This is a genomic window from Streptomyces nanhaiensis (assembly GCF_046614825.1).
Classification (GTDB): domain Bacteria; phylum Actinomycetota; class Actinomycetes; order Streptomycetales; family Streptomycetaceae; genus Streptomyces; species Streptomyces radiopugnans.
The window spans coordinates 31916-43243 of record NZ_JBKJFM010000032.1 but is presented as its reverse complement, the minus strand read 5'-3'; the positions used below and the strand labels follow the sequence as shown (position 1 = coordinate 43243).

General features: G+C 71.3%; 13 protein-coding genes and 3 tRNA genes. 13 read left to right on the top strand and 3 right to left on the bottom strand.

All coding sequences use genetic code 11. The features are described 5' to 3' along the window. Positions 1-864, bottom strand: an 864-nt coding sequence (locus ACLIYP_RS10695; RefSeq protein ID WP_459076344.1) for an amidohydrolase family protein, incomplete at its 3' end; no start/stop codon positions are given. 222 nt (positions 865-1086) lie between these two features. Here ACLIYP_RS10695 and ACLIYP_RS10690 point away from each other — a divergent pair. From ACLIYP_RS10690 to ACLIYP_RS10665, 6 genes are all read left to right on the top strand, one after another. Continuing rightward, positions 1087-1159, top strand: a tRNA-Thr gene (locus tag ACLIYP_RS10690). Positions 1160-1206: 47 nt separating this feature from the next. Next, a tRNA-Met gene (locus tag ACLIYP_RS10685) sits at positions 1207-1282 on the top strand. A gap of 85 nt (positions 1283-1367) precedes the next feature. After that, entirely contained in the window at positions 1368-1532 is a 165-nt protein-coding gene (rpmG, locus tag ACLIYP_RS10680; RefSeq protein WP_003948671.1) for a 50S ribosomal protein L33, read from the top strand. A gap of 142 nt (positions 1533-1674) precedes the next feature. Continuing rightward, a complete protein-coding gene (locus tag ACLIYP_RS10675) occupies positions 1675-2145 on the top strand; it encodes an FAS1-like dehydratase domain-containing protein (protein ID WP_412712886.1) in 471 nt (156 codons plus the stop codon). A gap of 5 nt (positions 2146-2150) precedes the next feature. Beyond that, a complete protein-coding gene (locus tag ACLIYP_RS10670; RefSeq protein WP_412712885.1) occupies positions 2151-2585 on the top strand; it encodes a MaoC family dehydratase in 435 nt (144 codons plus the stop codon). Then, complete coding sequence (locus ACLIYP_RS10665) at positions 2582-3724, top strand: UDP-N-acetylmuramate dehydrogenase (protein ID WP_412712890.1); 1143 nt, start codon at positions 2582-2584, stop codon at positions 3722-3724. The genes ACLIYP_RS10670 and ACLIYP_RS10665 overlap by 4 nt, the downstream gene beginning before the upstream one ends. An 18-nt stretch (positions 3725-3742) precedes the next feature. On the opposite strand, the gene ACLIYP_RS10660 is transcribed toward ACLIYP_RS10665, so the two are convergent. Next, positions 3743-4807 (bottom strand): adenosine deaminase, encoded by a 1065-nt coding sequence (locus ACLIYP_RS10660; RefSeq protein ID WP_412712884.1) that lies wholly within the window; start codon positions 4805-4807, stop codon positions 3743-3745. Positions 4808-4962: 155 nt separating this feature from the next. Then, on the bottom strand, positions 4963-6201 hold the full coding sequence (locus tag ACLIYP_RS10655; RefSeq protein WP_412712883.1) for a pyridoxal phosphate-dependent aminotransferase: 1239 nt from the start codon (positions 6199-6201) through the stop codon (positions 4963-4965). A gap of 232 nt (positions 6202-6433) precedes the next feature. On the opposite strand from ACLIYP_RS10655, the gene ACLIYP_RS10650 reads away from it, so the two are divergent. The 7 genes from ACLIYP_RS10650 to rplL all read left to right on the top strand — a co-directional run bounded on the left by ACLIYP_RS10650 (position 6434) and on the right by rplL (position 10854). Beyond that, positions 6434-6506 (top strand) — tRNA-Trp (locus tag ACLIYP_RS10650). Between the two features lie 114 nt (positions 6507-6620). Then, a complete protein-coding gene (secE, locus tag ACLIYP_RS10645) occupies positions 6621-6902 on the top strand; it encodes a preprotein translocase subunit SecE (protein ID WP_412712882.1) in 282 nt (93 codons plus the stop codon). A gap of 74 nt (positions 6903-6976) precedes the next feature. Next, positions 6977-7810, top strand: coding sequence for a transcription termination/antitermination protein NusG (gene nusG, locus ACLIYP_RS10640; RefSeq protein WP_412712881.1), 834 nt, complete (start codon positions 6977-6979; stop codon positions 7808-7810). A gap of 174 nt (positions 7811-7984) precedes the next feature. Continuing rightward, positions 7985-8419, top strand: a complete 435-nt coding sequence (gene rplK / locus ACLIYP_RS10635; RefSeq protein WP_093660552.1) for a 50S ribosomal protein L11 — start codon at positions 7985-7987, stop codon at positions 8417-8419. 160 nt (positions 8420-8579) lie between these two features. Next, positions 8580-9299, top strand: a complete 720-nt coding sequence (rplA, locus tag ACLIYP_RS10630; protein WP_093660554.1) for a 50S ribosomal protein L1 — start codon at positions 8580-8582, stop codon at positions 9297-9299. A gap of 523 nt (positions 9300-9822) precedes the next feature. Beyond that, positions 9823-10374 (top strand): 50S ribosomal protein L10, encoded by a 552-nt coding sequence (rplJ, locus tag ACLIYP_RS10625; protein ID WP_412712880.1) that lies wholly within the window; start codon positions 9823-9825, stop codon positions 10372-10374. 93 nt (positions 10375-10467) lie between these two features. Further along, a complete protein-coding gene (rplL, locus tag ACLIYP_RS10620; RefSeq protein WP_093660558.1) occupies positions 10468-10854 on the top strand; it encodes a 50S ribosomal protein L7/L12 in 387 nt (128 codons plus the stop codon). Positions 10855-11328: the final 474 nt, after the last annotated feature.

Below are 11328 nucleotides of genomic sequence, written 5' to 3'. Positions count from 1 at the left end.
CGCGGTCTCCCGCGGCAGCCGGGCCAGGCCGTCGCACGGTCCGACGGCCACCCTGGGCCGCAGGCCGCCGGCCACCGAGGCGAGGCGGGACAGCCGGACCGGGTCGGAGCCGTCGGTGTGCAGGTCCACCGCGCAGCCGTGCTCGGCCGCCACCTCCAGCACGGCCTCCGTGTAACCGGCCGGATCGGGGTCGAGGTCCGGGCAGCCGCCCACCGCCGTGGCCCCCATGCCCACCGCCTCGCGCAGCATCGCCAGGCCGTCCGCCCCCGCCGCGCCGGTCAGCAGCCGGGGTACGGCGACGGCGGTGAGGTCGGTCAGCCCGTGCAGGGCGCGCCGGGCGCGCAGCACGGCCCGCAGGGCGCGCAGCCCGGCGACGTCGCCGACGCGTACGTGGGTGCGCACCGCGGTCGCGCCGTGGCCGAGCTGGAGCAGTGCGGCCTCGGCGGCGCGCCGCTGGACGTGCCCGGGGTCGTACGGGTCCCAGGGGCCGTGCGGGGAGGCGCCGGAGACGCCGGGGCCGCCGGGGCCGCCGTGCGCGTCACCGTCCGCGGTCAGCGCGGTGTCGTAGTGGGCGTGGGGCTCGGCGGGCGCGGGCAGCAGCAGATAGCCGTCGAGGTCGATCCGGGTGACCCACGGAGGGGCGGGGCAGGAGAGGCTGCCGGCGGTGCCGACCGCCTCGATCCGCCCGCCGCCGATCCGCACGTCCACGGTGCGGCCGTCGGCGAGCCGGGCGCCGCACAGTACGAGCGCGGCCGGTGCCGGGGCGCCCTCCGGAGCGGCGCCGGAGGGGCCGCCGGGAGGACCCGGGGGAGGGGGTGCGTCGCGATCGGGCTGCGCCGGTTCCTGCGGCTGGCTGTCGGGCATGGGGCTCCCGCGTTTCGCTCATGATCGCTGGGGTGCACCGAAGCCTAGGACCAGGGCGGGCCCGGGGCGCGCCGCCATCACGCGGGGGCCCAATAGTCGTACCGGTGGCCGCTCCGCTACGCCGGAAGGAGGGCGCGGGCCCCGGACGGCACCGCCGTACGGAGGTGCGACCCATACGGATTTCACGTTCGGCGCCCGGAGCGTGTAATGTCTTCATCGCTCGCCCCAATAGCTCAGTCGGCAGAGCGTCTCCATGGTAAGGAGAAGGTCTACGGTTCGATTCCGTATTGGGGCTCTGATGTGTGATGCTCCCCGTCGAGAGGCGGGGGGTGCCCGCATCGCGGCGGTGTAGCTCAGTCGGTAGAGCAAACGGCTCATAATCGTTGTGTCACCGGTTCGAGTCCGGTCACCGCTACCAAACCCAGTAGCCGATTGCGGGGTCGGTCCTCCGATCGGCTACTCTTTCTGCGTTAAACCCGTCCCAGCCGTCAAGGAGCACTCACGTGGCTGCCACCGACGTCCGCCCGAAGATCACGCTGGCCTGCGTGGAGTGCAAGGAGCGGAACTACATCACCAAGAAGAACCGGCGCAACAACCCGGACCGTCTTGAGATGAAGAAGCACTGCCCGCGCTGCAACGCGCACACCGCGCACCGCGAGACGCGATAAAAGCCGCGACCGGCCAGGCCGCCGCGCACAGACACGCAAAGCCGTGAGGCCGCCCCCGTTCGCGGGGGCGGCCTCACGGCTTTGCGCCCGTCCGAGCCGTCCGATCAGCAACCACCAGCAAGCCGTATGGAGGTACCGGGCCATGGCGCTCGACCAGTCCTTCGTGGGGCGGAGCTATCCGCCCACCGCGCCGTACGAGGTCGGCCGGGAGAAGATCCGCGAGTTCGCCGAGGCCATCGGTGACACCCACCCCGCGTACACCGACCCGGAGGCGGCCGGGGAGCTCGGCCACCCCGACGTGATCGCCCCGCCCACCTTCGTCTTCGCCATCACCTTCAAGGCGGCCGGACAGGTCGTCGCGGACCCGAAGCTGGGACTGGACTACAGCCGGGTGGTGCACGGCGACCAGAAGTTCGCCTACACGCGGCCGGTGCGCGCCGGCGACCGGCTCACGGTGACCTCCACCATCGAGTCGGTCAAGTCCCTGGCGGGCAACGAGGTCCTGGACATCCGCGGCGAGGTGCGCGACGAGGCGGGCGAGCACGTGGTGACCGCCTGGACCAAGCTGGTGGCCCGCAAGGCCGACGACACGGCCGGGAAGCAGGGGGAGTGAGGCGGATGACGACGAGGATCGCGTACGCGGACGTCGAGGTCGGCACCGAGCTGCCCGCGCAGAGCTTCCCCGTGGCCCGCGACACGCTCGTGCGGTACGCGGGAGCCTCCGGCGACTTCAACCCGATTCACTGGAACGAGCGGTTCGCGCGTGAGGTCGGTCTCCCCGACGTCATCGCGCACGGCATGTTCACCATGGCCGAGGCCGCCCGTGTGGTGACCGACTGGACCGGCGACCCGGGCGCGCTCGTGGAGTACGGGGTGCGCTTCACCAGGCCCGTCGTCGTCCCCGACGACGGCTTGGGCGCCGTGATCGAGGTCTCGGGCAAGGTCGCCGCCAAGCTCGACGACGAGGCCCGCACCGTCCGGGTGGACCTCACGGTCACCAGTGACGGGCGGAAGGTTCTGGGCATGTCCCGCGCGGTGGTCCGGCTCGCCTGAGCGCCGCCGCGCCGCCGCGGGCACACGCCTGGGAGGAGCGGCCGTACGGTTGCGCGTACGGCCGCTCTCGTACCCTTGAGCGCGTGCAGGAACTCCACGACGCGCCCCTCGCCCCGCTGACCACCTTCCGCCTGGGCGGCCCCGCGGCCCGCCTGGTCACGGCCACCACCGACGAGGAGGTGACCGAGGCGGTACGGGCCGCCGACGCCGACGGCACCCCGCTGCTGGTCGTCGGCGGCGGCAGCAACCTCGTCATCGCCGACGAGGGGTTCGCCGGCACCGCCCTGCGCATCGCCACCACCGGCTTCCGCCTGGAGGGCACCAGCCTGGAGCTGGCCGCGGGCGAGAACTGGTCCGAGGCCGTCGCACGCACCGTCGAGGCCGGGCTCGCGGGCGTCGAGTGCATGGCCGGCATCCCCGGATCGGCGGGCGCCACGCCCATCCAGAACGTCGGCGCGTACGGCCAGGAGGTCTCCTCCACGATCACCGGGGTCGTCGCCTACGACCGCCGCTCCGGCGAGACAGTCACCATCCCCGCCGCCGAGTGCGGCTTCTCCTACCGGCACAGCCGCTTCAAGGCCGACCCCGCCCGCTTCGTCGTACTGCGCGTCCGCTTCGAACTGGAGGACGCCGGAGGCCTCTCGGCACCCCTGCGCTACGCCGAGACCGCCCGGGCGCTGGGCGTGGAGACCGGCGAGCGGGTGCCGGTGGAGCGGGCCCGCGAGACCGTTCTGAAGCTGCGCGCGGGCAAGGGCATGGTGCTCGACCCGGAGGACCACGACACCTGGTCGGCCGGCTCCTTCTTCACCAACCCCGTCCTCACCGAGGCCGAGCACGCCGCCTTCCTCGCCCGCGTCGCCGAACGGCTGGGGCCGGACACCGTCCCGCCCGCCTATCCGGCCGGGGACGGCCTGGTGAAGACCTCCGCCGCCTGGCTGATCGACAGAGCCGGCTTCACCAGGGGCTACGGCGACGGCCCGGCCCGGATCTCCACCAAGCACACCCTCGCCCTGACCAACCGGGGCTCGGCCACCACCGCCGACCTCCTCGCCCTGGCCCGGGAGGTCCGCGACGGGGTGCGCGAGGCCTTCGGCGTGACGCTGGTCAACGAGCCGGTGACCGTCGGCTGCTCGCTCTGAGGGCCGTCCCGGACGGCCTCAGACGGCCTCCGGGGACGGGTGCGAGGGCGGGGCCTGCTCCGGCTCCTCCACCAGCCAGGCGTCGATGTCCGCCAGGATCGCCTTCCGGACGTCCTCCGGCGCGCGCGAGCCGCGCACCGACTGGCGGGCCAGCTCCGCCAGTTCGTCGTCCGTGAAGCCGTGGTACCGCCGCGCGATCTCGTACTGCGCGGCCAGCCGGGAGCCGAACAGCAGCGGGTCGTCGGCGCCCAGCGCCAGCGGCACCCCCGCCTCGAACATGGCCCGCAGCGGTACGTCCTCGTGCCGGTCGTACACCCCCAGCGCCACGTTGGAGGCCGGGCAGACCTCGCAGGTGACGCCCTGCGCGGCCAGCCGCGCCAGCAGCCGCGGGTCCTCGGTGGCACGCACCCCGTGCCCGATGCGGCCCGCGCGCAGATCGTCCAGGCAGTCGGCCACGGACCCCGGCCCCGACAGCTCGCCGCCGTGCGGGGCCGCCAGCAGGCCGCCCCGGCGCGCGATGGCGAAGGCCCGGTCGAAGTCCCTGGCGAAACCGCGCCGTTCGTCGTTGGACAGGCCGAAGCCGACCACGCCGCGGTCGGCGTAGCGCACGGCCAGCCGGGCCAGGGTGCGGGCGTCCAGCGGGTGCTTCACACGGTTCGCGGCGACCAGCACGCGCATGCCGAGCCCGGTCTCCCCGGACGCGCTCTCCACCGCGTCCAGGATGATCTCCATCGTCGGGATCAGCCCGCCCAGGCGCGGCGCGTACGAGGTCGGGTCGACCTGGATCTCCAGCCAGCGCGACCCGTCCCGCACGTCCTCCTCGGCGGCCTCGCGGACCAGCCGCCGGATGTCGTCGGGCGTGCGCAGGCAGGAGCGCGCGGCGTCGTACAGCCGCTGGAAGCGGAACCAGCCGCGCTCGTCGGTGGCCCGCAGCTTCGGGGGGCGGCCGCTGCTCAGCGCGTCCGGGAGGTGGACGCCGTGTCTGTCGGCGAGCTCCAGGAGTGTGCCCGGGCGCATGGACCCGGTGAAGTGCAGATGGAGATGGGCCTTCGGGAGCTTGCGGACGTCACGAGCGCTTTCCATCCGAAGATTTTGCCGCACCCGCGACACGCCCGGAAGCCGCCGGCCACGATCGGGGGCGGGCCGGAACACGCGAGCGGGCCCGCGGAAGCCGTGCTCCGCGGGCCCGCCGTGCGTGTTCCGGGGCTCCGCAGGGGGCCGGATCAGGCCGGACCGGATCAGGCCTTGGCCTCGGCCAGCAGCTTCTGGATCCGCGAGACGCCCTCGACCAGGTCCTCGTCGCCCAGGGCGTAGGACAGCCTCAGGTAGCCCGGGGTGCCGAACGCCTCACCGGGGACGACCGCGACCTCGGCCTCCTCCAGGATCAGCTCGGCCAGCTCCACGCTCGACCGCGGACGCCGGCCGCGGATCTCCCGGCCCAGCACGCCCTTGACCGACGGGTAGGCGTAGAAGGCGCCCTCCGGCTCGGGGCAGGTGACGCCGTCGATCTCGTTCAGCATCCGCACGATCGTCCTGCGGCGGCGGTCGAACGCCTCGCGCATGCTCGCCACGGCCTCCAGGTCACCGGAGACGGCGGCCAGCGCCGCGGCCTGGGCGACGTTGGAGACGTTGGAGGTGGCGTGCGACTGGAGGTTGGTGGCGGCCTTCACCACGTCCTTCGGGCCGATGATCCATCCCACCCGCCAGCCGGTCATGGCGTACGTCTTGGCCACGCCGTTGACGACCACGCAGCGGTCGGCCAGTTCGGGCACGACCACCGGCAGCGAGGAGAACTCGGCGTCGCCGTAGACCAGGTGCTCGTAGATCTCGTCGGTGAGCACCCACAGACCGTGCTCGGCCGCCCAGCGGCCGATCTCCTCGACCTGGGCGCGGGAGTGGACGGCGCCGGTCGGGTTGGAGGGGGAGACGAACACCAGAACCTTGGTGCGCTCGGTGCGGGCCGCCTCAAGCTGCTCCACCGAGACCCGGTAGCCGGTGGTCTCGTCGGCGACCACGTCCACCGGGACGCCTCCGGCCAGCCGGATCGACTCGGGGTAGGTGGTCCAGTACGGCGCGGGGACGATGACCTCGTCGCCCGGGTCGAGGATGGCGGCGAAGGCCTCGTAGATGGCCTGCTTGCCGCCGTTGGTGACCAGCACCTGGGAGGCCTCGACCGAGTATCCGGAGTCGCGCAGCGTCTTCGCCGCGATGGCCTCCTTCAGCTCGGGGAGCCCGCCGGCCGGGGTGTAGCGGTGGAAGCGCGGGTTCCGGCAGGCCTCCACGGCGGCTTCGACGATGTAGTCGGGGGTCGGGAAGTCGGGCTCGCCCGCACCGAAGCCGATCACCGGCCGCCCGGCGGCCTTGAGGGCCTTGGCCTTGGCGTCGACGGCGAGCGTGGCGGACTCGGAGATCGAGCCGACGCGGGCCGAGACCCGGCGCTCGGTGGGTGACTGGTTGGAAGGGGTTGCAGCGGTCATGGGGGCATCGTCGCAGACGGGGGGTCGCCGGAGCACGCGGGCCGGAGGGGGAGCGGACGCCGGAGGACGCCGGCCGACGGCCGGGAGGAACCGGAGGTTCGGGGGCGATACGGGTTACGTGTTCGACGGCGGCGCGGGAAGCACGTACACTCACCGTCGTTGGTCCCGGCCGATCACCGGCGGTCCGCGCACTCCGCGGCACCGACCGGATGCGGTAGGTTGGGAACGGCAAAGGGTCGTAGCTCAATTGGTAGAGCACCGGTCTCCAAAACCGGCGGTTGGGGGTTCAAGTCCCTCCGGCCCTGCTTCACGCATCTGGACCAGGGATGCGTGCACGTGTACGTAACTGGACGCACCGCCGTACGGCCGGGCCGGACGCGGCACGGCACGCGGCCAGGACCCGGATCAGGTGAGGACGAGTGGCGGAGATCACGGACTCCATCGAGGTCCCCGAGCCCGGGCGGTCGCAGGACGACAACAAGCCCCGGCGCGGTGGCAAGCGCGCGAAGAAGGGCCCGCTGGGCCGTCTCGCCCTGTTCTACCGGCAGATCATCGCCGAGCTGCGCAAGGTCGTCTGGCCCACCAAGAAGCAGCTCTCCACCTACACGACCGTGGTGATCATCTTCGTCCTCGTCGTCATCGGTCTGGTGACCGTGATTGACTGGGGGTTCACCGAGGTCGTCAAGTTCGTCTTCGGCTGATCCGCCCGCGGAGTGCCCCTCCGGGGCACTTTTCCGCATGTTCGACCCCTTGAAGCCAGGAAGAAGCAGCCACCGTGTCTGACCCGAACCTGAACGACGCCGTCGACCCCGTCGAGGGTGACGACACCGCGCCCGACGCCGTCGAGACGGCGGACGAGGCGGCGGACGGCGTCGACCAGGCCGAAGCTGCCGACGCCCCCGGGGAGGACGAGTCGGCCGAGGCTGCGGCCGCCCCCGCCGAGTCCGCCGACGAGGCCGAGACCGAGGCGGCACAGGAGGCGGAGGAGCCGGTCGACCCGGTCACCGCCCTCCGCGAGGAACTGCGTCACCTCCCCGGCGAGTGGTACGTCATCCACACCTACGCGGGCTACGAGAAGCGCGTGAAGGCCAACCTGGAGCAGCGCGCCGTCTCGCTCAACGTCGAGGACTTCATCTACCAGGCCGAGGTCCCCGAGGAAGAGATCGTCCAGATCAAGAACGGCGAGCGCAAGAACGTCCGCCAGAACAAGCTCCCCGGCTACGTGCTGGTGCGCATGGACCTGACGAACGAGTCCTGGGGCGTCGTGCGCAACACCCCGGGTGTCACCGGCTTCGTGGGCAACGCCTACGACCCCTACCCGCTGACCCTGGACGAGGTCGTCAAGATGCTCGCCCCCGAGGCGGAGGAGCGCGCCGCCGCGGAGGCCGCCGCCGAGGCCGGCCTGCCGGCGCCGAGCCGCAAGGTCGAGGTCCAGGTGCTGGACTTCGAGGTCGGGGACTCGGTCACCGTCACCGACGGCCCGTTCGCGACCCTCCAGGCGACGATCAACGAGATCAACCCGGACTCGAAGAAGGTCAAGGGCCTCGTCGAGATCTTCGGCCGCGAGACCCCGGTCGAGCTGAGCTTCGACCAGATCCAGAAGAACTGACGCGGTTCTTCCGGTCACCGATTTCCGGCCAGGTCGGGCAGCCCTCCGGGGCCGCCCGGCCTGGCCGGTTTCCGACCGCACCGTGATACGGGCTATCGTGGTGCGGTATGCCTCCGTACGGGTGGATCAGCCCGCCGGAGGATTCGACACCTCTCACCAGGACCCGGAGAGAACATGCCTCCCAAGAAGAAGAAGGTCACGGGGCTGATCAAGCTCCAGATCCAGGCCGGCGCCGCGAACCCGGCCCCGCCGGTCGGCCCCGCGCTGGGTCAGCACGGCGTGAACATCATGGAGTTCTGCAAGGCCTACAACGCCGCGACCGAGTCGCAGCGCGGCTGGGTCATCCCGGTGGAGATCACGGTCTACGAGGACCGCTCCTTCACCTTCATCACCAAGACCCCGCCGGCCGCGAAGATGATCCTCAAGGCCGCGGGCGTGGAGAAGGGCTCCGGCGAGCCCCACACCAAGAAGGTCGCGAAGATCACGCGCGAGCAGGTGCGTGAGATCGCCACCACCAAGATGCCCGACCTCAACGCCAACGACCTGGACGCCGCCGAGAAGATCATCGCCGGCACCGCCCGGTCGATGGGCGTCACCGTCGAGGGCTGAGCGGCTCCGCTCGCGGTACCCGCCGGGCACGCCGGGTTCCGTCCTCCCCCTCGGGGCGGGCGAGCCGTACAGGCGCACCCGGCACAGACAGATGGAAGTGGCAGGGTCAGGCGCTGGCCCCCTGGACCACGACTCCGTACACCAGAAAACTGGAGCAGAAGTGAAGCGCAGCAAGGCTCTCCGCAACGCGGACGCCAAGGTCGACCGGACGCGGCTCTACGCCCCGCTGGAGGCCGTCCGTCTCGCCAAGGAGACCTCCCCGACCAAGTTCGACGCGACCGTCGAGATCGCCATGCGCCTGGGTGTCGACCCGCGCAAGGCCGACCAGATGGTGCGCGGCACCGTGAACCTCCCGCACGGCACCGGCAAGACCGCCCGGGTCCTGGTCTTCGCGACCGGTGAGCGTGCCGCGGCCGCGGAGGCCGCCGGCGCCGACATCGTCGGCTCCGACGAACTGATCGACGAGGTCGCCAAGGGCCGCCTGGACTTCGACGCCGTCGTCGCCACCCCGGACCTGATGGGCAAGGTCGGCCGCCTCGGCCGTGTGCTCGGTCCGCGTGGTCTGATGCCGAACCCGAAGACCGGCACCGTCACCCCGGACGTCGCCAAGGCCGTCACCGAGATCAAGGGCGGCAAGATCGAGTTCCGCGTCGACAAGCACGCCAACCTCCACTTCATCATCGGCAAGGTCTCGTTCGACGAGAAGCAGCTGGTGGAGAACTACGCGGCGGCGCTGGAAGAGGTCCTGCGGCTGAAGCCGTCCGCGGCCAAGGGCCGGTACATCAAGAAGGCCGTCATCAGCACCACGATGGGCCCCGGCGTCCCCGTCGACCCCAACCGCACCCGCAACCTCCTCGCCGAGGAGGATGTCGCCGCCTGATCCGGCGCGCGTCCCCGAGGGCGGTCCAGTACGGTGGCCGGGCCCCGCTTCCGAGAGGGAGGCGGGGCCCGGCCCTCTGCGCAGGCGGTGCGGGGTCCCCGAGCCGGTGACGGGCGGTCCGGCGGGCGGGACGGCCGGCCCGGCGGAGGTCTTCGAGGGCGCGGGCAGGGCTCCGGGAAAGGGCGGCGGCGGAGTCCGACCCCGCGGATTTGCCTGCCGTGACGGCGTTCGCGTACTCTTCGACAGAAGCCAAAGACCGCTGGTCGTTGCCGTGCTTCCAGATCTTCCGCAGATCCGGGGCCGGTGGCCGAAGGATCCGCTTGGAGCGGGCGACCTGCGCAGGTGACAGTGGAGGACTCCCGGCCGTACACGCCGGTCGAGTCACGCCCCGTGCGCCTGCGCCGGGGCGTTTCGTTTTGCGCAAAACCCCTTCCTCGTGCGCCCGACGTGGGCGGTCCGGCGTCATGACCTGCCGAAAGGCACGGTCGAGGATCGCATCACCCGGAAAGGAGGGCCGAGGCTCATGGCGAGTCCCGACAAGGTCGCAGCTGTCGAGGAGATCAGGGAGAACTTCCAGAACTCCAACGCCGCCGTTGTGACCGCGTACACCGGTCTCAGCGTCGCTCAGCTCAAGGACCTGCGCCGTTCTCTCGGTGAGAACGCTCAGTACCGTGTGGCGAAGAACACGCTTACCAAGATCGCGGCCAACGAGGCCGGGGTCACCGAGCTCGACGAGTTCTTCGTCGGCTCCACCGCCGTCGCCTTCGTGACCGGTGACCCGGTCGAGGCGGCGAAGAGTCTGCGTGACTTCGCCAAGGACAACCCCCAGCTCGTCATCAAGGGCGGTGTCCTCGAGGGCAAGGCGCTCAGCGCCGACGAGATCAAGAAGCTCGCGGACCTCGAGTCCCGTGAGGTGCTGCTCGCCAAGCTGGCCGGTGGCATGAAGGCGTCCATGGCCAAGGCCGCGGCGACCTTCCAGGCCCCGCTGTCGAAGTTCGTCCGCACCGCGGACGCCCTTCGCGCCAAGCAGGAGCAGGGCGGTGCCGGTACGCCGGCTCCCGCCGAGGCCGAGTAACCCACCCCAGGCGCACTCGGTCGCAGCGGGCCCCTGTACGCCCGCCGACATGAACAACCCGGCACCAGCCGACTTAGTGGAAGGACCGCCATCATGGCGAAGCTCAGCCAGGAAGAGCTGCTCGAGCAGTTCAGCGAGATGACCCTCATCGAGCTCTCCGAGTTCGTGAAGGCCTTCGAGGAGAAGTTCGACGTCGAGGCCGCCGCCCCGGTCGCCGTCGCCGCCGGCCCCGCCCAGGGTGGCCCGGCCGCCGAGGCTCCGGAGGAGAAGGACGAGTTCGACGTCATCCTCACCGGCGCCGGTGACAAGAAGATCCAGGTCATCAAGGTCGTGCGCGAGCTGACCTCCCTCGGCCTGAAGGAGGCCAAGGACCTGGTCGACGGCACCCCGAAGCCGGTCCTGGAGAAGGTCAACAAGGAGACCGCCGACAAGGCCGCCGAGTCCCTCAAGGGCGCCGGCGCCTCCGTCGAGGTCAAGTGAACCCAGTGACCCAGGTCACTTCGGGAGTCCGCTGACTCCCGTCCTTCCGAAGGCGATCACCCGTGCGGGTGGTCGCCTTCGGTCGTTTCCGCGACGGCCGTATCGCCTGGCGAGGGCCTGCGGGTATGGTGATCAACGCCGTCGGGCCGTACGCTCCCTGTGGTTCGGAAGAGGGTGGGGCCTTGACGAACCGCACGTAGCGCGCAATTCTCAGGACGCGTCGTCACACCGATCCACAATCCGAGGCATGGATCGCCGGCGAAGTGGGAAACCTTGCGGCAGGCGTTGAACAACTGGCGAGGGGCTCGCCCCTCCGGAGGGAGAGATTGGTACCGCGTGCCGGTCTCCGGATATCGCACTGGACATCAGTGGGCCTTGTGGCTACACTGACCCTTTGCGCTGCCTATTAACTGTCCCCTGCCCGTCACCAGGGGCACGGCGCGCGTAGTGAGTCCGAGCCCTCGGAAGGACCCC